At 66.1% G+C, this 20749-nt stretch carries 17 protein-coding genes; 11 read left to right on the forward strand and 6 right to left on the reverse strand.

From position 1 onward, the window contains the following. The 7 genes from ACIQ51_RS00005 to ACIQ51_RS00035 all read left to right on the forward strand — a co-directional run. Positions 1-787 (forward strand): BMP family protein (locus ACIQ51_RS00005; protein ID WP_396202934.1); only part of this gene is annotated, 787 nt, incomplete at its 5' end. Next, on the forward strand, positions 784-2340 hold the full coding sequence (locus ACIQ51_RS00010; RefSeq protein ID WP_396202935.1) for an ABC transporter ATP-binding protein: 1557 nt from the start codon (positions 784-786) through the stop codon (positions 2338-2340). The genes ACIQ51_RS00005 and ACIQ51_RS00010, both read left to right, overlap by 4 nt. Continuing rightward, the gene (locus tag ACIQ51_RS00015; protein WP_396202936.1) at positions 2337-3461 is read left to right on the forward strand and encodes an ABC transporter permease; all 1125 of its coding nucleotides are present in this window, start codon (positions 2337-2339) and stop codon (positions 3459-3461) included. The genes ACIQ51_RS00010 and ACIQ51_RS00015 overlap by 4 nt, the downstream gene beginning before the upstream one ends. Then, the gene (locus ACIQ51_RS00020) at positions 3458-4336 is read left to right on the forward strand and encodes an ABC transporter permease (protein WP_396202937.1); all 879 of its coding nucleotides are present in this window, start codon (positions 3458-3460) and stop codon (positions 4334-4336) included. Before ACIQ51_RS00015 ends, ACIQ51_RS00020 begins: the two co-directional genes overlap by 4 nt. 10 nt (positions 4337-4346) lie before the next feature. Beyond that, a complete protein-coding gene (locus ACIQ51_RS00025) occupies positions 4347-5603 on the forward strand; it encodes an MFS transporter (RefSeq protein ID WP_396202938.1) in 1257 nt (418 codons plus the stop codon). 44 nt (positions 5604-5647) lie between these two features. Continuing rightward, positions 5648-7654 carry a S9 family peptidase gene (locus ACIQ51_RS00030; protein ID WP_396202939.1) on the forward strand — a complete coding sequence of 669 codons (2007 nt, stop codon included), beginning with the start codon at positions 5648-5650 and terminating at the stop codon, positions 7652-7654. A 31-nt stretch (positions 7655-7685) separates the two neighbouring features. Then, positions 7686-8081, forward strand: a complete 396-nt coding sequence (locus tag ACIQ51_RS00035; RefSeq protein ID WP_396202940.1) for a (deoxy)nucleoside triphosphate pyrophosphohydrolase — start codon at positions 7686-7688, stop codon at positions 8079-8081. Positions 8082-8084: 3 nt separating this feature from the next. On the opposite strand, the gene ACIQ51_RS00040 is transcribed toward ACIQ51_RS00035, so the two are convergent. Beyond that, positions 8085-8690 (reverse strand): hypothetical protein, encoded by a 606-nt coding sequence (locus tag ACIQ51_RS00040; RefSeq protein WP_396202941.1) that lies wholly within the window; start codon positions 8688-8690, stop codon positions 8085-8087. Positions 8691-8845: 155 nt separating this feature from the next. Continuing rightward, entirely contained in the window at positions 8846-10183 is a 1338-nt protein-coding gene (locus ACIQ51_RS00045; protein ID WP_396202942.1) for a VWA domain-containing protein, read from the reverse strand. Positions 10184-10457: 274 nt separating this feature from the next. On the opposite strand from ACIQ51_RS00045, the gene malQ reads away from it, so the two are divergent. Next, positions 10458-11948: a 4-alpha-glucanotransferase gene (malQ, locus tag ACIQ51_RS00050; protein ID WP_396202943.1), complete on the forward strand. Its 1491-nt coding sequence runs from the start codon at positions 10458-10460 to the stop codon at positions 11946-11948. A gap of 37 nt (positions 11949-11985) precedes the next feature. Here the strand turns inward: malQ and ACIQ51_RS00055 are convergent, their stop codons facing one another. Further along, the gene (locus tag ACIQ51_RS00055; RefSeq protein ID WP_396202944.1) at positions 11986-12282 is read right to left on the reverse strand and encodes a superinfection immunity protein; all 297 of its coding nucleotides are present in this window, start codon (positions 12280-12282) and stop codon (positions 11986-11988) included. Between the two features lie 113 nt (positions 12283-12395). Here ACIQ51_RS00055 and ACIQ51_RS00060 point away from each other — a divergent pair, with 113 nt between their 5' ends. After that, complete coding sequence (locus tag ACIQ51_RS00060; protein ID WP_396202945.1) at positions 12396-13112, forward strand: hypothetical protein; 717 nt, start codon at positions 12396-12398, stop codon at positions 13110-13112. 126 nt (positions 13113-13238) lie between these two features. On the opposite strand, the gene ACIQ51_RS00065 is transcribed toward ACIQ51_RS00060, so the two are convergent. Further along, the gene (locus ACIQ51_RS00065; RefSeq protein WP_396202946.1) at positions 13239-14651 is read right to left on the reverse strand and encodes a TldD/PmbA family protein; all 1413 of its coding nucleotides are present in this window, start codon (positions 14649-14651) and stop codon (positions 13239-13241) included. Then, a complete protein-coding gene (locus ACIQ51_RS00070) occupies positions 14648-16279 on the reverse strand; it encodes a metallopeptidase TldD-related protein (protein ID WP_396202947.1) in 1632 nt (543 codons plus the stop codon). The genes ACIQ51_RS00065 and ACIQ51_RS00070 overlap by 4 nt, the downstream gene beginning before the upstream one ends. Positions 16280-16482: 203 nt before the next feature. Between ACIQ51_RS00070 and ACIQ51_RS00075 the strand changes: the two genes are divergently transcribed. Continuing rightward, positions 16483-17928, forward strand: a complete 1446-nt coding sequence (locus ACIQ51_RS00075; protein ID WP_396202948.1) for a M20/M25/M40 family metallo-hydrolase — start codon at positions 16483-16485, stop codon at positions 17926-17928. 38 nt (positions 17929-17966) lie between these two features. On the opposite strand, the gene ACIQ51_RS00080 is transcribed toward ACIQ51_RS00075, so the two are convergent. Next, entirely contained in the window at positions 17967-18569 is a 603-nt protein-coding gene (locus tag ACIQ51_RS00080) for an ANTAR domain-containing response regulator (RefSeq protein ID WP_396202949.1), read from the reverse strand. Positions 18570-19064: 495 nt separating this feature from the next. Here ACIQ51_RS00080 and ACIQ51_RS00085 point away from each other — a divergent pair, with 495 nt between their 5' ends. After that, positions 19065-20738, forward strand: coding sequence for a sodium:solute symporter (locus ACIQ51_RS00085; RefSeq protein WP_396202950.1), 1674 nt, complete (start codon positions 19065-19067; stop codon positions 20736-20738). Positions 20739-20749 lie beyond the last annotated feature (11 nt).

The following is a 20749-nucleotide window of genomic DNA, read 5'->3' on the forward strand; positions in this document are numbered from 1 at the left end:
GGCTGCCGAGGGGATGGACCTCGTGATCGGCGTGGGCTTCATCTTCACCGACGACGTGCTGGCGCTCGCGAAGGAGTATCCGAACGTCCGGTTCGCCAACGTGGACATGTCGGTGCCCGTGGGCAAGGACGGCGCGCCGCTGCCACTGCCCACCAACCTGCGCGCGCTCAAGTTCCGCGAGGAGGAGGGCTCGTTCCTCGTGGGAGCGCTCGCCGCCCTGGTGGGGAAGAGCAAGAAGATCGGTTTCGTGGGTGGCATGGACATCTCCCTCATTCACAAGTTCGAGGCGGGGTATCGCGCCGGCGTGAAGCACGTGTGCCCCGACTGCGAAGTGATCGCCAACTATGCCGGTGTGACCCCCGAAGCGTTCCGGAACCCCGGGCGCGGCAAGGAAATGGCGCTGGCGATGTACAACCAGGGCGTCAACGTGATCTTCCACGCCTCCGGCTCCACGGGGCTTGGCGTGTTCGAGGCCGCGCGCACCACCGGTAAACTGGCCATCGGCGTGGATGCCGATCAGTACAACGAGGCACCGGGCTTTGTGCTGACGAGCATGGTCAAGGGGATCGATGCCTCGGTCGTGGCGGCCGTGAAAGCCGTGAAGGAGGGCACGTTCGCCGGCGGCGTCCAGCAATTCGGGCTGGCCGAACAGGGCGTGGGCTACGTGTACGACGCCAACAACACGGCGCTCATTCCGGACGCCGTGCGCGCCAAGCTCGACGCGCTCACTGCCGACATCGTGGCCAAACGCATCACCGTGCCCTCCACGCGCGAGGGGCAGCCATGACCGGCGCTGCGCAGCCCCACGCCATCCGCCTGTCTGGCGTGGTGAAGACCTTCGGCGCGGTGGTCGCCAACCGCGACGCCTCGCTGGAGGTGGGCAGGGGCGAGATCCACGCGCTCGTGGGAGAGAACGGTGCTGGCAAGAGCACGCTGATGCGCGTGCTGGCGGGGATGTACGCGCCCGATGCCGGTACCGTGGAAGTGCATGGCCGCAACGTGACGGGATGGAAGACCACCGAGGCCATCGCGGCGGGCGTGGGCATGGTGCACCAGCACTTCATGCTGGTCCCCACCCTCACGGTAGCGGAAAACGTGGTGCTGGGCACCGAGCCGCTCAAGGGGATGACGATCGATCTCCAGCGCGCGGTGATCGAGGTAGAGGCGCTCTGTCGGACGTGCGGACTGCACGTGGATCCGCGCGCGAAGATCGCTGACCTGTCGGTGGGTGAGGCGCAGCGGGTGGAGATTCTGAAGGCCCTCTACCGTGGGGCGAAGGTCCTGATCCTCGATGAACCGACGGCGGTGCTTTCGCCACCCGAGGTGCAGGAACTCTGGACCGTCCTGCGCACGCTGCGCGCCGACGGTGGTACCGTGGTCCTGATCACGCACAAGCTCGATGAAGTGATCGCCGTGTCGGACAACATCACCGTCATGCGCGCCGGCGCGACGGTCTCCCGGTTCCCTACGCAGGGGGTCACCCCGCGCGACATCGCGCGCGCGATGGTTGGGCGCGACGTGAATCTCCATCTCGACGCGATGGGTGCCGTGCACGCCGGCGCATCGCACGCACCGACGTCTGGTGCCGATCAGCGCGCGCCCGTACTGCGGGTGCAAGGGCTGCGCGTGGGCTCCGATCGCGGCACGACGGCGGTGAACGATCTGTCGTTCGAGATCCGCCCCGGGGAGATCCTCGGCATTGCCGGCGTGGAAGGGAACGGCCAGACCGAGCTGCTCGAGGCGATTGCGGGATTGCGTCGGACGCAGTCGGGGCGCATCGAGCTGGGTGCACATGACCTTACGTCGCTGCCGGTGCGAGCGCGCGCCGATCGCGGGCTGTCACACATCCCCGAGGACCGGCAGCGCCGCGGGCTCGTGCTCGACTATTCGATCGCCGACAACCTGATCCTCGGTCGCCAGCACCATTTTGTGAACAGCGGCGGGCTCGATCTCACCCGCATCGCGCAGAATGCGCGCGAACAGGTGGAGCGCTTCGACATCCGTCCCCCGATGGCGAGCCTGTCGGCCCGTGCGCTGTCGGGAGGCAACCAGCAGAAGATCGTGATCGCCCGGGAGATGGGACGCGAGTTTCAGGTCCTGCTGGCGGCGCAACCCACCCGCGGTGTGGACGTCGGTGCGATCGAGTTCATTCATTCCCAGCTGCGTGCCGCGCGTGACGCTGGCAAGGGGATTTTGCTGGTGAGTGCGGATCTGCCGGAGGTGCTGGCGTTGTCGGATCGTATTGCCGTGATGTACGGCGGACGTTTCGTGGCGGTGCTTCCGGCGGCGCAGTGCACGGCCGAGCTGCTTGGCCCCTACATGACAGGAGCCGCCGCATGAGTGGCCAGACATCGGTCAACGAGGCGCGCGTGTGGGAGGCCGTGCTTCCGCCTGTCGTGGCGCTCTGTCTCGCGGCGGTGCTTGGAGACCTGCTCATTCTGTCGTTCGGCGAATCGCCGGCGGCGGTGTACACCCTGCTCGTGAAGGGCACGTGGGGCAACGCCTACGGCATCGGCCAGGTGCTATACAAGGCGACGACGCTCACCTGCACCGGTCTTGCATTCGCGCTCGCCGGTCGCGCGGGGCTCTTCAACGTGGGCGCCGAGGGGCAGCTTGCGGCCGGCGGCTTCGGGGCCGCGTTGGTTGGCCTGTTGCTACCGTCGTCGCTGCCGGCGGTGGTGGCGATCCCCCTGTGCCTCGTCGCAGCAATGACCACCGGGGCGGCAGTGGGGGCGTTGCCGGGCGCGCTGCGCGCACGGTTCGGTGCCAGCGAAGTGATCGTGACGATCATGCTCAACTTCATCGTACTGGCGCTGCTCAATTGGATCGTGTCGACCAAACTGCACCTGCCCGAAACGCTGCGCACCCCCGACATTGCTGCGGGCAACGTGCCGCGTCTCGCCGACGCCATGGCGATGTTCCGCGGCAGTGCCGCCAACTTCACCATCGTGTTCGCGGTGCTCGCGGCGGTGGCGGCGTGGTGGTATCTGTTTCGCACGCGCGCCGGCTATGAACTGCGCGCCGTGGGGTTGCAGCCCGATGCGGCGGAATACGGCGGGGTGAAGGTGCCGCGCGTGCTCTTCGTGAGCATGGCGCTGTCTGGCGCACTCGCCGGATTGGGTGGCGTGAACTTCGTGCTGGGCTACAAGGGCTACTACGAAGAAGGCTTCGCCGGAGGTGCCGGTTTTCTCGGCATCGCGGTGGCGCTCGTGGGGCGCAACCATCCCTTGGGCATTCTGGCCGCCGCGCTGCTTTTCGCCACGCTCTCCCAGGGTGGCCTCGCGGTGAATGCGGTGGTGCCCAAGCAGCTGACCGACATCCTCACGGCCGCCGTCATCCTGTCGGTGGCTACAGCCGTGCCCGAGGTACGGGCCCAGCTGCGCGCCGCAGCGGCCGGCGTGTCGGCGTCGCTCACGCGCGCGGGCAGCGGCGCCGCGCCCAAGGGAGGGATCGAGGCATGATGCTGCTCGCGTTCATGCTGCAGGCCATCCGCATTGCGGTGCCGTATCTGCTTGCCGCCGCAGGCGGTGTGATGTCGGAACGCGTGGGTGTCATTGCATTGGGCCTCGAAGGACTCATGCTGTCGGGGGCGTTCGGGGCCGCACTCGGCAGCTACTACGGCGACAGTCCGTGGGCGGGGCTGCTCGGCGCACTCGTGGCCGGCGCGCTGATCACCACGCTGCTGGCCGTCGCGACGATCCGCTTCAAGGCCAACCAGGTGGTGGTCGGGGTGGCGATCAACCTCATCGTCGCAGCCAGCACGCGCTTCTTCCTGCGGCTCGTCTTCGACAGCTCCAGCAACTCGCCGCGCGTGCCCGGCTTCGGCGGCGAGGGTGTGGCGAATGCCATGCTGGCGAGCTTCATCAATCCCGTGGTGTGGATCGGCATCGCAGCGCTGCCGGCACTCGGCTGGGTGCTGTACCGTACGCCGTTCGGCTTGCGCGCCCGCGCCGTCGGCGAGAAGCCGGAGGCAGCGGCGTCGCTGGGCGTGGCGGTGAACGGCATGCGACTCAAGGGGCTGTATCTGGCGGGCGCCCTCGCGAGTCTCGGTGGTGCCTACCTGGCGCTCGACCAGCATCAGTTCACCGACGGCATGACGGCGGGACGCGGCTTCATCGCGCTTGCGGCCGTGATCTTCGGCCGGTGGGAGCCCGTGCGGGTGGCGGTAGCCTGCCTGCTATTCGCAGGGGCCGAGACGTTGCAGATTCAGCTCCAGGGTGCCCAGCTGGCCCCAAGCCAGTTCGTCGAGATGATCCCGTACGTACTGACGATCATTGCGCTCGCCGGCGTGGTGGGCCGCAGCGTGCCGCCCGCCGCCCTTGGCAAGACGGAATGAATTTCACCTCGTGACCGACAGCAACGCATCGACCCAGCACACGCGCGAGTCCCACGTCGACGACGGAAAGTCGGCGTTCGGCAAGCTCGTGGTACTGATGGTGACGGCGTTCATCGACATGCTCGGCCTGTTGATGATCCTGCCGCTGCTGCCGTTCTACGCGAAGAACCTCGGTGCCGGCGGTGCCGTGGTGGGGTTGCTGGTCAGTTCCTTCAGCGTGGCGCAGCTGCTCAGCGCGCCGATCTGGGGGCGCTTCAGCGATCGCTACGGCCGTCGCCCCGCGCTGATGGTGGGACTTGGCGCCAGTGCCATCGCGTACGTGGTGTTCGCGTACGCCGACAGCCTCTGGCTGCTATTCCTCTCGCGCATTGTGCAGGGCGCCGGCGGCGGCACCGTGAGCGTGATTCAAGCCTACGTGGCCGACGCCACGCGTCCTGAGGATCGGGCCAAGAGCCTTGGCTGGCTGTCGGCGGCGACGAACGCCGGCGTGGCACTCGGGCCGGTGATCGGCAGTTGGGTGCAGCTGTGGAACAAGAATACCCCCGGGCTGGTGGCGGCCGGCCTCTGTGTGGTCAACATGCTCTTCGCGTGGAAGTACCTCACGGAAGTGCGCAAGCCGCACAGCGACGGCGTGACGTCGGTGCGCAGGGGGTCACGCGAGACGGTGATGCGCGTGATCAGCCACCCCAGTGAGCCGGCGTCGCGCCTGATCCTGATCTATGCACTGGCAATCGGCGCCTTCCAGGGGACGACGGCGATTCTTGCGCTATTCCTCGCCGAGCGGTTCGGCGTGAACGAAAGCACGATCGGCTACTTCTTCATGTACATCGGCGTGTTGAGCGTGGTGGTGCGTGCGCTGATTCTGGGGCGACTCGTCGACCATGTGGGGGAGCCGCGCCTCAGCCGCGTGGGCATCGTGTTCCTCGCGGCCGGTCTCGTCGGCCTCTCCCTTGCGCCCAACCTGCCGCTGCTGGCCCTCTCGGTCGGCATGCTGCCACTCGGCACGGCCTTCACCTTCCCGTGCGTGACGGCCATGCTCTCGCGGGTTGTCAGCAGCACCGACCGTGGGCTCTACATGGGCGTGCAGCAGACCTACGGGGGTATCACGCGCGTGGCGTTTCCCGTGCTGCTGGGCGTGGCGTTCGACGCGTTCGGCCAGGCCAGCCCCTTCTGGATCAGCGCCACCGTGGTGCTCTCCACGCTGCTCATGGGGCGCGATCTCGAGAAGTATTCGCCGAGGAAGGTCCCTCAGGCTCCCGCCGTGTAGTCGTGTAGTCGTGTAGTCGTCCCCTCCACCCCTCTCGGTTGCACATGCGCGCTCACCTGCTGCTCACCGTGTGCGGATTGCTCGCACCGCTCACCGCTTCCTCGCAGCCCGCGGCCCAGCGGCCGGTGCGCCCGGCTGATCTCTTTCAGCTCCGCGACGTAGGCGCCGGACGCATATCGCCCGACGGTCAGTGGATCGCCTACACTGTCACCTCCGTGGACTCCGCGAAGGACAAGAGCGACAGCGACGTGTGGATGGTGAACTGGGAGGGCACGCGCGCACTCAAAATGGCCGGCTCGCCGGACGGTGAGAGCAACCCGCGCTGGAGCCCGGACAATCGGTACTTGTCGTTCGTCTCCGGGCGCTACGAGTCGAAGGGCGGCCAGATCTGGCTGCTCGATCGTGCCGGCGGTGAAGCGGTGCGCCTCACGAACCTGAAGGGTGGCGTAAGTGAGTACGAGTGGTCACCGGACGGCACGCGCATCGCCGTGGTCTCACACGACCCGGACCCCGAGGAGTCCAAGCCCGACTCACTCAAATCGAAGCATCCGAAACCCATCGTGATCGATCGCTACGCCTTCAAGCGTGACAACGAGGGGTACCTCGACCGTCGTCGCGATCATGTATGGATCGTCGACGTGGCCACAAAGAAGTCCGAGCAGATCACCACCGGCGACTACGACGACCGGCAGGTGCGCTGGTCGCCCGACGGCAAACGACTCGCCTTCGTGAGTGAGCGCGCCGACGGTGATCCCGATCGCTTCAACAACAGCGATCTCTTCGTAGTGGAGGCCGCGCCCGGCACAACACCGGTCAAGCTCACCACGTGGGCCGGCCCCGACGCCGGGCCCGCGTGGAGTCCCGACGGTAAGTCGATCGCGTACCTGCAGGCGAGCGAACCGCAGCTGTCGGCGTATACCCAGAACACCATCGCCGTAGTGCCGAGTACTGGTGGTGCGCCGAGACTGATCGCGGCATCGCTCGATCGCGACGTGAACCAGCTCCAGTGGACCACCGACGGCTCCGCGCTGCGGTTCCTGCTTGGCGACGACCGTGCCCAGCACCTTGCGCAGGTGGCCATCGGAAGTGGTACGGTCACGCGCCTGATTGATGGCCGCCGCGTCGTCACGTCGTTCGATGTATCGACGACGGGGCGCCTGGTGCTCAATACCGGCACCGCTCGACGTTCGGCCGAGGTGTACGCGTGGGACAGTGGGTCGCTGCGCGCGCTCACGCACGTGAACGATTCGCTCTTCGCGCAGCTCGCCGTAGCGACCACCGAAGACGTGCAGTTCAGGAACAAGGACGGCCTGACGGTTGGCGCCCTGCTGGTGAAGCCCGCGGGCTTTGATGCCACCAAGAAGTATCCGCTGCTGCTGCGTATTCATGGTGGGCCGAACGGCCAGGACCAGCACTTGTTCAACTTCGAACGCGAGGTGTTTGCGGCGCAGGGGTATGTGGTGCTCGCGGTGAACTACCGCGGCAGCAGCGGGCGTGGCCAGGCGTGGAAAAAGGCGATCTTCGCCGACTGGGGGAACAAGGAAGTGCAGGATCTGCTGGCCGGCGTGGATCACGTACTGACGCTCGGCTTTGTAGATCCCAACCGACTTGGCATCGGCGGCTGGAGCTACGGCGGCATCCTTACCGACTACACGATCGCCACCACCACCCGCTTCAAAGCGGCCACGAGCGGCGCCGGCAGTGCCCTGCAGACGTCGATGTACGGGACCGACCAGTACATCTACCAGTACGAGAACGAACTGGGGGCGCCGTGGAAGAACCCGAAGCTGTGGGAAAGACTGAGCTACCCCTTCTACAAGGCCGATCGCATTACCACGCCCACGCTGTTCCTCGGTGGAGAGAAGGACTTCAACGTGCCGATCAGCGGGGGTGAGCAGATGTATCAGGCGCTCAAGTCACTCAACGTGCCCACGCAGATGGTGGTGTATCCTGGGCAGTTCCACGGGATCTCGCGGCCCAGCTTTCGTCTGGATCTGCTGGACCGCTATCTCGGGTGGTACAACCGCTATCTCATGGGCGTGACGCAGTGAACGCGGCACCGCGCGTCGGGCGCGTACGGGTATGACCGCCACGCCCATTCGCGTGGTGGCGGCGGTGGTGTCTCGAGGCGAGACCGCCGTGGAGTACCTGATCTGTCAAAGGCCACGGCACAAGCAGCACGGTGGCCTCTGGGAGTTTCCCGGCGGGAAGTGCGAACCGGGCGAATCGGATCTGGCGGCCACCCAGCGCGAACTGCGGGAGGAGCTCGGGGTAACGGTCACGGGCGTCGCCGCACCGTTGATGATCACGCGGGAATCAGGCTCGCGTTACGAGATTGTGTTCATCCCCACGAGCATCGACGGCAACCCGACGTGTCACGAGCATGAAGCGCTGCAGTGGTGTACGGCCCAGGCACTGCCGGCGTTGCCGTTGGCGCCCAGCGACCGCGCCTTCGCGGAGTGGCTGGTCTCGCGCTAAGCGTCAGCGGGGGCGCGCGAAAAGGCGAACGCCAGCGCGCACACCGATTTCCGTGAGCGTGACGGGACGGATGGTTGGGGCGAGGCCATCCGCGCGCCAGCTTTCGAACTGCACGCGACCGTAGGTCGCCGCTGCTTCGAGCGCGATGCGTGCCCCCGGAAACCACATCCCACCGGCGGCGCCCCAGGCGCCCACGTCCTGCGATGTGAGTGCAGGCCCGTTGTCGGTGAGTGAAAACTTCCGAATCGACAGGCCGCCCTCCACGAAGGGCCGGAGTGGACGGCCCGCGTAGCCGAGGTAGCGCACCCCCATGTCGACGTTGCGCACGGAATAGTCGGCGTCATCCACACGCGGTGTACTACGTGACAACGCGATGAGCATACTGAACCGCGGGGTGACCCCGTAGGCCACCTCGATCCGCGGGACGATCTCGGTGACCGTCCCGGAGGTTCCGTCGGTCTCACTGGTGGCGCGCGCCAGGCCGGCGCTGGCAGCGACACTGAGTCCCGTCGTCGACGGACGCAGCCCCTGCGCTGGCAGGGGAGCGGCCATTGCCGCGAGCAGACACGAAAGACCGACCGGTAGTACGCGGATGGATGGCGAGCGCATACCGGAACTTATCCCCAGCCGCCGGCCGCTACCAGCGACAGGGGCGACTGGGGGCGCGCCGAACACCGGCGCCCGCACAGGCATTCGCCGCGAGAATTCGAAGCATTCGGAACAAGCATTCAACGGCATTCACATCATTGTCGTGCACTCGCCGCTCACTCGCCGCGCCGGCGGCGCAGTTTTTCGTCGTATGAGGCCTTGCCACGCCGGGTGTTGTAGCTGCGCTGCATCTGGTATTTCGCGTCGAGTTCACTGAAGGTGCCGTCCCGGTACTTCTCGGAGAGATCGTCGAAGTCTTCGGCGATGCTCTGGAGGACAGCGGCGTATTCGTCTGCCGTGAAGTTCGGCGATTCAGCAAGCGTACGACGCTGTTCACGCATCACTTGCTGGGCTTCGTGCGCGCGCCCTTCGCGCTGGAGTCTCGCCGCGTCTTCGCGCGCCCGTGCCGCACGCGCGAGCAGCACGGCCTGCTCGACTTCCGGACGCATGGACTGCTGGCCCTCGAGTGACGACGCGATGGGGAGATGCAGCGTCCGATGTTCCACACTCCCCGTCGGGGTGATCACGTCGGCCGTGAGTGTCAGCACCGCGATCGGACTGCCGGCCGCCTTCCGCGCATCGAGCTGCTCCTGCGGAATGGACAGTTCCAGGAGCAGGGGTTTGGGCTCTGCCGCGTACAGATCGCCCAGGTCGAAGGCGAATGCGCCTGGCGTAGGCTGCGACGTGGGCCATCCCGAGTGCACGGCGAGGATCTGCACGGCATCGCTCAGCGTGATGGTGGCTGTGAGCCCCTGTGCGCAGATGGAGAGGAGGTTACCGAGTTCCTCGGCCAGCACGTCCTGCGACTGGTCCGCGTGTTCGATGTACCAGGCATTGCCGCCACCGGCGTCGGCCATCATCCGTAGCAGGTGATCGTCATAGCGTTCACCGATCCCGACCGTGGTGGTGGAAATACCCATGTGGCGGGCAGCGCGGGTCAACTCAACGAGGATGGAGGGGTCGGTGATGCCGGCCGTGGCGCACCCATCGGTGAGCAGCACAATGCGGCGGGAGGAGCCCGGCAGCGTCCCGATCATCGCGAGGGCTGCCTGCATGTGCTCACGACCACGCAGCCACCCACCACTGAGGTTGGTGCGGCCACGCACATCGAGGGCGTGCAAGGCGGCACTCAGCGCATGATGGCGGGCACGGCGATCGGGAGCCGCGATGGTTTCCACGAGGTCATCGAAGGCGACCACCGATACCACGTCATCCGGGTGGAGGCGTTCGGCGGTGCGTGCGGCGGCCACGCGGGCGGCCTTGATTCGATCACCGGCCATGGACCCGCTGCGATCGATGACGAACGACAGTGCGATCGGCGCGCGGTTACTGACCGGTGCGAGGCCGGAGACGGTCAGCAGCGCCCTGACGACGACGCCGGAGGCACTCTCGGCGGGGGCCTGTGGGAATGATGAGCCAATCGGGTGATGATCAACCTGCAGTACGGCATCCATGCATTGTCTCCGCGTTGGAGGTGTGCAGAGAAGGTCGTGCCAGGGTCTGACAATTCGCGCAGCCCGCGCAGCGTCGTAACGTGTTGCCCTGTAGCGACTTGTCGGATTTTCTTCGGTATGACACTGCTTAAGGGCCCGGCCAGCGAAACGCATGGGGGAGCCCCGCATCCACGCGCACGGGTCTGGTCGACCGGTCCCTCAGCACCGGCGCCAGGTGCTGGCGCCAAATGGCTCCACCGGCAACTTTGCGGATTCCTGCTGTTTCCTTCGGTTCATGCGGAGATCCGCCCCGCCCCCGCACATGCAGTTCCCCCGCGCAGCAGGATTGCTGCTGCATCCCACCTCGCTTCCCGGCAATGGCGGCATTGGCGACTTCGGTCCCGATGCGCATCGCTTCGTGCAATGGCTCGCCGATGCGGGGCTCAAGATCTGGCAGGTGCTTCCGCTTGGCCCTACGGGCTACGGAGATTCCCCCTATCAAGGCTTTTCCGCCTTCGCGGGTAATCCGCTGCTCATCCACGTGCCAGGATGGAGCGCCGAGCAGCAACCGACCCACGCCGTCGATTTCGGCGAAGTGATTCCGGCCAAACACGCGGCGCTCGCCGCGTGGCTCGACACGATGCCATTCGATGCCCCCGTCGAGCAGTTCGTGCACGAGCAGCATCACTGGCTCCCCGACTACGCACTGTTCATGGCGCTCAAGCAGGCGCACGGCGGCGTAGAGTGGACGCAGTGGGAGCGTGGCGCGGCCCAGCGAAATCCCGCCGCGCTCACTGCATGGCGCGCGCGCCTCCGCGCGGACATCGAGCGAATCTACAAGCAGCAGTATGTCTTTTTCGGCCAGTACCATGCCCTGCACCGCGCCTGTAGAGCGCTCGGCATCACGCTGATGGGCGACGTGCCCATCTACGTGGCCCATGACTCGGCCGACGTATGGGCCAACCCCACACAATTCCAGTTGAACGCCGATGGCACGTTACGCGTGCAAGCTGGTGTGCCTCCCGATTACTTCAGCAAGACGGGACAGCTGTGGGGCAATCCGCTCTACGACTGGGCACGCATGAAGTCGAATGGCTATGCGTGGTGGATTCAGCGCATGCGCGCCGCGCTCGAGCTCTTCGACATGGTCCGCCTCGATCACTTCCGCGGCTTCGAGGCCTATTGGGAAATTCCGGGCGACGCCCGGACCGCCGTCAACGGCCACTGGGTGAAGGGGCCCGGTGCCCCGCTGTTCGAGGCGCTCACCCGCGCGCTCGGTCCGCTGCCCATCGTCGCGGAAAATCTCGGGCTGATCACTCCCGAGGTAGAGTCACTGCGCGAGCAGTTCCGCTACCCGGGTATGGCGATCCTGCAGTTCGCCTTCAACGAACAGGGATCGACCTTCATCCCGCATCGCTACGATCGTGACCTCGTGGTGTACACGGGCACGCACGACAACGACACCACGATGGGGTGGTGGCAATCGACCGGTGAAGGCGACTCCACCCGTTCTGCCGAGACGGTGTTGCGGGAGCGGGCGTTTGCCCAACGCTACCTCGCGACCGATGGCCGTGACATACACTGGGTACTGATTCGGACGGCGCTCGCGTCGGTCGCGAACACCGTACTCTTTCCCATGCAGGACGTCCTCGGACTCGGCAGCGCGGACCGCATGAATTTACCGGGGCGCCAGAAGGGCAACTGGGGCTTCCGCGTTACCTGGGCGCAACTGACACCCGAAGTCACCGACCGCCTGCACGAGCTCACCTCCACCTACGAGCGCTGAGTGGTGCCGAAGCGCGCCAATGGCCAGCTCGAGCGGCCTAGGGTGCTTCCGCCCCGGAGGAATCGGTGTCGGGTGCTTCGTAGGCCCACACCATCAGCATGGCAGCAATCCAGCCGAGAATCGTCCAGCCGGTGAACAGGTTCACCACGGTGACCTTCACCTTGCGGCGCTTGCCACCTGCCCACGCCAGCATGGTGGGAAGGAAGTAGAGCAGCACGAGGCCGATCCCGATCACGATTCCCTTGGGGATGCCCCCGCCGGTGTAGCGGGCGGGCGGCTCTGCCTGCGGAATGATCACAGCAAAGGCGGGCAGGAAGGAGGGGCGCGGGATCATGCCCGTAATATAGATGCCGTGGATTGGGCGACGGGATGCGGTTCGTCGCGCGAGGTGTGATCTTCCGTTGTCCCGCAATGTTCCACTTCACCGTGCCGTGTCCGGAGCCTCGCATGTCATCAGCCCCCCGTCGTGCATTTCTCAAGCAGGCAGGACTAGGCGCCGCATCGTTGATGGCCCTTCCTGCGCTCGCCCGGGCGGAGCGCGCACCAGGTAAGGGCAGCCCCGCCGAGGTGCTGCACGACGCCATAGGCGAGTGGGAAGACGAGCAGCAAGTGGAGCAATGGGACACCTCGTGGACCAAGCGCATCACCGGGAAGCACAAGGCCATGTTCGACATCCCCGAGATCGAGGGGGGCGTCGGGGTACTGCGCTCTGGGATCTGGCAGCGGCAGTTCGCTGACGTCCTCAAGACGCAGCCCGGTGATCTCTCGAGTGTGATGGTGATTCGACACAGCGGCATCTTCCTGGCCATGAACCAGGACTTCTGGACCACATACGAAGTGGGTAAGCAACGAAAGCTCAAGGGCGACGACGGAAAGACCATGACGTACAACCCGGTACTTCCAGCGCCTGGCACAGAAGCACCACCCACCCTCCGCGGCTACCTGCTCGACAAGCAACTCGAGAATGGAGCAATTGCGCTCGGCTGCGGCCTCGCCTATCGCTCGGTCGTGGCCATGGTCCAGAAGAAAGACAAGCTCGACGCCGCTGACGCCCGCCAAAAGGCCAACAGCATGTTGGTGCCCGGGGTGATCATGCAGCCCAGTGGCATCTTCGCCAACGTGATGGCCGAAGAGGCGGGGTGCGTGTTCGTGTACGCGGTGTGAGCAGAGTAGCTGAACGGTCCTGAGGTACAACACGGCACCAAGTCAACACGGCACCCAAGTCAAAACTTGAGTGCCGTGTTGTCTTGATGCCGTGATGCGGACCCTGGACGCTACTGCCGTCGGTGCTTACACCGCGTCCGACAGACTCGAGAAGGTGAAGTCGCGGACCTTGATCGCCGGCATGTACACGGCGCCGCCGGCACCGAGATTCTCGCTCGCATTGATGCGGACAGATGGCCCGAGCGCCTCGAGATTGTTGAGGAAGAAGATCGGGCTCTCATTGAAGCGGAAATTCTTGATGGGGCGCGTTACCTTGCCGTTCTCGATGAGGAAGGTGCCGTCGCGCGTGAGGCCCGTGTAAAGAATAGTGCGTGCATCGACCGGGCGGATGTACCAGAAGCGGGTGACCAGTACGCCGCGCTCCGTGCCCTTCACCATGTCGGCGATGTTCGACGTGCCCCCCATCATGCGCAGTGCTCGCCCAGCACCGCGGAAACCACCACCACCGGAACGCGTGGGAGCCACACCCTGCTTCTGTGCCCAGTAGCGATCGTAGTTGAGGTTCTTTACTACACCGTTTTCGATCCACACGACCTTCTCGAGCGGCAGCCCATCATCATCGTAGCCGCCGCCGGTGCTCGGACTATCGTTCGGATCGGTGAGCAGCGTGACGCGCTCGTCGACCACCTTGAGACCGATCTTGTTGCCACCACCGGGCTTCGTGAAGAATGAGCGGCCTTCGTCGGCCGCACGCGCCTGCATGGCGCCGGCGATCAGCTGCACGAGATTGCCCGTGGCCGTGGGCTCGAGAATCGTGGTGTAGCGCCCCGGTTCGATCGCGACCGGATTGCGCGAGTCCCGCGCCTTTTGCACGGCGGTGGCGGCCAGTGTGGCGGGGTCAAGATCGGCGAAGCTGTTGCCGTCGCTGCACGCCCAGCCAGAACCGGTGCCGTCTGGTGAACGCACGGTGCTCGTCATCGTGACCGATGAACTCGAGTCGTATGCGAACAACCCCTTGCTGTTGGCCAGCGCCGACGCGCCAGCGCGGCACTCGATAAAGCCCGTGGCGATCAGGTCGTTTTTCCGCGCCAGCTCGGTCACGATCTTCGCTGCCGCCGCGCGTTCACTGGGCGTGGGGAGCGACAGCACTCGCTCCCGGAGGGGCGGGTAGCTCTGCGCCTCGAGCTCCGGCATGCGCTCCGGATTGGGTGGCACCAGCTTCGCAATCTCGTACGCCTGCTTCGCGGCCGCCGCGAGCGACGCCTCGTCGAGACGGTTCGTGTTCACGCTCGCGGCCCGATTGCCGTCGAACGCCGTGATCGTGACTTGCGTGTCCTGATTCTCGCCCGACGTGGTGACCTGATTGAGCGCAAAGCGTGTGTCGGCGCGGGCGGCACTATTGATCGTCACGCGCGTCTCAGGCGCGGGTGAGTTGCGCAGCGCGCGCTGGGCGATTTCCTGCGCCTCGGCGCGGGACAGAATGGCGGCCGGCGCAAAGAGCGAACGGGGTGCGCGAGCATCGCTTCCGAACGCGCTCATGCCGTCCTCCCGGTGTTGATGATGTTGACCTGCTGGAAGAGCGACGGCACGCAGCCGTGGCTGACAGAGTTGGACTGCCCCGGCTGCCCCTTGGCGTCGCCGAACGCACCGCCGAGGTGATAGCTGCGCGGGCCACCGATCGCCTTGAGCGACTTCCAGAACTCCGGGGTGCGGAACTGGTAGGCCACGTCCTTGAGCTGCCCCACGATCTTGCCCCCCTTCACCTCGTAGAACACCTGCCCGGCAAATTGGCCGTTGTAGCGCTGCTGATCGATGGAGAACGACCCGTCGCCCACGATCGCGATCCCCTTGTCCATTTTCGCGATCATGCTCTCCCACGTGTCGTCATTGTTGCCGGGGACCATACTCACATTGGGCATGCGCTGGAACTGCACGTCGGCCCAGCTCTGCGCGTACGAGCAGCCGTAGCTGCGCACAGGCTTGCCCACGCTCTGGTAGTAGTCGCTCATGAGCGTGGCCTGCTCGCGCGTGGTCTGGTAGTCGACGAACATGCCGTTCTTGATGATATCGAACTTGACGGGTTTCACGGCCTCGTCGTCCCAGCCGATCGCGCCGAGTGAGCCTTTCTGCTCACGGTCGCCCACGATGTTGAGCAGGTCGGTGCCGATACGCAGCTTGCCCAACACGTCCTTGGGCGGTGCGATGAAGCTCGTGCCGGCGTAGTTGGCCTCGAAGCCGAGCGCACGATCGAGCTCGGTGGGGTGCGCGATCACCTCGTGCACTGTGAGCCACAGGTTGCTCGGGTGCAGCAGCAGATCGTAGCGCCCTGGCTCCACCGGCTTCGCACTCAGCTTCTGCACCGCGAGCTCCGCCCAGCGCGGCGCGTGTTCCGCCAGCTTGCTGTTCACCACGTGCTCGTAGCCAAGCCCCATGGGCGCAATCTCGTTCCCCTGCACCGACTGGAAGTCGCGGAAATCTGGGCTTACCGCCGTCACCGTCATGCTGGGCGACGTGCGATAGATCGTCTGCACGATGTAGGAGCCGTCGCTCGTCATGAGCGACTTCTCTTCGCGCAGGAAGAACATGCTCGAGTTCACGTTCCGGATACCCTTCACCTTGAGCGCCGCTTCGTTGGCGGCGAGCAGGTACCCCACCTTGTCGGTGATCGCCACGGTGAACGGGTCGATCTCGATGGGGCTCTTCCACTCGCCCACCTGATTACCGGGCGTGGGCGCGAGCACCACGGGGCGCAGCTGCGACGCCCGGTTGGCACGCGCCTGCTCCAGCGCCGCCTTCGCGGCAGTGGCCACGCTGTCCTTGTCGAGACGGCTGGTGGCCGCGAAGCCCCACGCACCGTCCACGAGAGTGCGCACGCCGAGCCCGTAGGTGTCGGTGTCGCTCACGCCCTGCACGATCCGGTCGCGGGTGTTCACGTTTTGCTGGCGGCGCGCCGCCACGCGCACGTCGGCGTACGAGGCCCCCCCGGACTTGGCCGTATCGATGGCCACCTGCATGAGCGCCTTGATGACCGGGTCATCAGCGCGGGGGAGGTCGTCGGACGGCAGGACGATGCGGCCGGTATCGGCCAGCAGCGGGCTCGTCGCCACGAGGGAACCGGCGGCGACGGTCGCGCCTGCCTTGAGGAAGTCACGACGGGAGCGTGTCATGATCTGGACATGGGGCTTGGGACCCGGAGGGAGAACCGCGGAACTATGCGGGAGGGGCACGACGAGCAGCGCCGACCAGGCCGGCACGGCATCCGGTAACGTACGTCGCGGACACGTGGCGTGTTGAGGCGGACGGCTCAGCAGCACCCGCCACCAGCACGTATCGTTCAGCGACCTGCCGTCTCACCCTGACCTCGCCGTCCATGCGCCACACGCTGCCCCTCGCCCTCGTCCTCGCGGCCGCCGTTAGCTCAGATGCCGCCGCCCAGCCAACACTCCGCCCCGCCCCGGGTGCGCCCACCACGCTCACGCCGCAGCAGGCGGCTGCGCGCGAGATCTACAGGGAAATGGTGGAAATCAACACCGCCGATTCCGTGGGCTCGGTGACGAAGTCCGCCGAAGCGGTCGCGGCCCGCTTCCGCGCCGCCGGCTTCCCCGCGAACGACATCCATCTCTTGGGTCCGGACGATGCCCCGGCCAAGAAGAACCTGGTCATCCGCTACCGGGGCAAGACTCGCGGCAAGGCGATCCTGCTGCTCGCGCACCTCGACGTGGTGCAGGCCAAGCGCAGCGACTGGGCCACCGACCCCTTCGTCATGCGAGAGGAGAGCGGCTACTTCCTTGGCCGTGGCGTGGCCGACGACAAGAGCATGGCCGCGATCCTCACCGCCAACCTGTTGCGTTACAAGCAGGAGGGGTGGGTGCCCGATCGTGACCTCATTCTGGCACTGACCGCCGACGAGGAAGGGGGTCGCTCGAATGGCGTGAGCTGGCTGATCGCGAATCATCGCGACCTGATCGACGCCGAGTACGCGATCAACGAGGGCGGCGGCGGCACGTTGGGCCCTGACGACCAACCGCTCTTCCACAGCATTCAGGCGGCGGAGAAGGTGTACACCGACTTCACGCTCACCGTGCGCAACACCGGCGGGCACTCGAGCGTACCGCGCCGGGACAACGCGATCTATTCGCTCGCGGCGGCGCTCCTCAAGATCCAGAACTATACCTTCCCCGTTGAACTGAACGACGTGACCCGTCCGTTCTTCGAACAGACGGCCAAGGTGGAGATGCCCTCGCTCGGCGCGGCGATGCGCGCGCTGTCGGCCAACCCGGCTGACACGGCGGCGGCCCGCATCATCAGCACCGACCCGCGCTACGCCAGCATGCTGCGCACCACCTGCGTGGCCACGATGCTCGAAGGCGGCCACGCGCCCAACGCGCTGCCGCAATTCGTGAAGGCCAACGTGAACTGCCGCATTGCGCCCACCAGCAAGACGTCGCAGGTGAAGAGTGCACTCGAGCGGGTCGTGAACGACACGGCGGTCAAGATCACCGCCGATGCGAGCGATCGAACGGACGGCGCGCCCGCCGCGATCAACCCCACGCTACTGCAGGCTACGACTGCACTCACGAAGACGATGTTCGGGGGCATCCCCGTGATTCCCACGATGAGCACGGGCGCGACCGATGGTTATCGGCTGCGCAATGCCGGCATTCCCACCTACGGCGTAAGCGGCATCTTCTCGGCGCCCGGCGAGACCAACGCGCATGGCCGCGACGAGAAGCTCCGCATCAAGGCGTTCTACGACGGCCTCGATTTTCTGTACCAGCTCGTGAAGCAGGTGTCGACCGCCAAGCCGATCTCCTGAACGGCGTGTGGGGATGCGCCCGGGGTGGAGCCATTGCGTTACGCCTTCATCCCGGGTTCGCTCCCGATCACGGCCTTGGCGATGTCGACCATGCGCACACTGCGATCCTGCGATGAGCGCTGCATGATGCGATAGGCCTCCTGCTCGCTGCTGCCGGTGCGACGCATGAGCATGCCCTTGGCCCGCTCGATCAGCTTGCGCGCTTCGAGCTGCGCTTGGGCCTCCACCGCCTCGCGGCGCGCGGCCAGCAGTTCACGTGCGCGCATCACGGCCAAGCGCAGCGTGGCGTCGAGCGTGGTCGCTGGCGTGGGCTTGGACAGCAGTGCCACGGCCGACGAGCGCAGCACGTCGGCCGTGGAGAGCGTCAGTGACAGGTCCCCGGTGATCAGCACCACGGCTGTACCCGGCAAGGCCTTGGCGATTTCCTCGGCCGCCTGCACACCGGTTGCCCCTGGCATGTGCATGTCGAGCAGCACCGCATCGGGGGTATACTGCTGCGCCTTGGCGATGGCATCGTTCCCACTGTCGACCTCAGCCACCACCATATGGCCGAGTGCGCCGAGAAGATCGACGAGGGTGGAGCGCTCGAGCGCATTGTCTTCGGCGACGAGAACGCGAATGGTCGACGGCAGTTCCGACATGAGATAGCCAAGGGATGAGCCGCGAGGGTGACCGCCGCGGCTGGCGCCGGGGATGACGCGAGGACCGCCCGAGGATGACCCCGCCCCGGACGCTGGAGTCGTCCGCCGGAACGGCCGGGGGATCCCGACCGGGGATCCCGACCGGGGATCCCGACAGGGCCGCCGGCGTCGATCCCCGACGATATGGCCGCGGTGGCACCGAGTCGACGGGAAATCCCGTACACGATGGCGGGGTCCAGCCCAGACGAGGGACGGGCGCGGGACGCTGGTCGCGTTAGTGGCCACGTGGGGGCGAAACTAGTTTTCCCGATAACAGAAACCCGTTGGCGTGGGAGGCGCGGCACGCGCCGCGCATCGCACGGCAACGATTTCCCACCTAGGTTCCGACCATGTCGCACTTCAAGCAGACCCTGATCCGGGTGCTCGTCATCCAGGGGGTCACCCTCACGCTGCTGTGGCTGCTCCAGTCACGGTACGCCTCGTGACCCGCTGAGCATGCATTGGATCAATTGGGTGATCGTGGCGGTGTACCTCGTGGTGGTGATCCTCGACGGACTGCGCCGTACGCGTGGCACCAGGAACATCGAGGGATACTTCCTCGCCTCCCGCAGCCTTCCCTGGTGGGCGGTGGGGCTCAGCGTGATGGCCACGCAGCTCTCGGCCATCACCCTGATCGGCACCACCGGGCAGGGGGCGACCGACGGGCTCCGCTTCGTCCAGTTCTACTTCGGGCTGCCGATCGCGATGGTGCTGCTGGGCGTCACGCTGGTGCCGTTCCTCCACGGCGCCAAGGTGTACACCGCATATGAGTATCTCGAACGCCGCTTCGACCCCAAGACACGCTCGCTCACCAGCCTGCTGTTTCTGCTGTCACGCGGCATGTCGGCCGGCACGATCATCGCCGCACCGAGCGTGGTGCTCAGCGCGATCTTCGGCTGGGACCTCGCCTGGTGCGTACTGCTGATTGGGGTGCCCACGATCATCTATACGGTCCTCGGTGGCGTGGAGGCGGTCGCGTGGGCCGACGTGAAGCAGATGGTGGTGATCGTCGGCGCGCTCTTCGCATTGGTCGCGGTACTGATCTGGCGGCTGCCCGTGCCGGTCGACGACGCCTTCCGCATTGCCGGCGCGACGGGGCGGCTCAAGGTGTTCGACTTCTCCTTCTCCCTCACGGAGACGTACACCTTCTGGAGCGGCATCCTCGGCGGCACGTTCCTCATGCTGAGCTACTTTGGCACCGACCAGAGTCAGGTGCAGCGCTACCTGGCCGCGCGGTCGGTCGACGAGGCGCGCAGCTCGCTGCTCATGAGCGCGTACTGGAAGATCCCGCTGCAGGCGCTGATCCTCATCATCGGCGTGCTGGTGTTCCTGTTCTACACCTTCTCGCCGGCGCCCATGCTGTACAATCCGCGCCACGACGCGCAGCTGCGCGAGCAGCAGCCGGCGGCGTACGCGGAGCTCGAGGCGCGCTACACGGCGGCCTTGGCGGGGCGTGATCAGGCGGCGCGCGACGCGAGTACCATCCGCGGCTCGGCACCATTGGTGGCATTCAAGACGCAGAACGATGCGGTCGAGTCGGTCCGCAAGGAGGCGCTCGCTGCTGCCGCGAAGGCCACGGGCGAAAGTTCACGCGACGTGAACTACATCATCCCGCGCCTCGTGCTCGATCACCTGCCCCTTGGCTTCGCTGGCGTGTTCCTCGCGGCGGTGCTGGCGGCGGCCATGTCGAGCATCGCGGCAGAGCTCAACTCACTCGCCACGGCGAGTGTGGTGGACTTCTACCAGCGCTGGTATCGCCCCGAGGGGAGCGACGCACACTTCCTCATGGCGGGACGCGTCGCCACGGCGATCTGGGGGATGTTCGCGATGGTGGTGGCTACCTACGCCGCCACCCTCGGCTCACTGATCGAAGTCGTGAACCGCTTCGGGTCGTTCTTCTACGGCTCGATTCTTGGCGTGTTCCTGCTGGCCATGTGGAAGCGCAGCCATGCGCGTGGCGCCTTTGTGGGGCTCATCGCCGGCATGAGTGCCGTGGCCGCGGTGTCGTTCGGCATGCCGGAGGTGAGCTTCCTCTGGCACAACGTGATCGGCGCGGTGGTGGTGTTCGTGGTGGGTGCGGTGCTGTCGCTGGGGGGAGGGGCAGGATCGCCCGCGTCGGCAGACGCGTAGGCCGACAGCGA

The sequence above is a fragment of the Gemmatimonas sp. genome (assembly GCF_044344655.1).
Taxonomy (GTDB): Bacteria; Gemmatimonadota; Gemmatimonadetes; order Gemmatimonadales; family Gemmatimonadaceae; genus Gemmatimonas.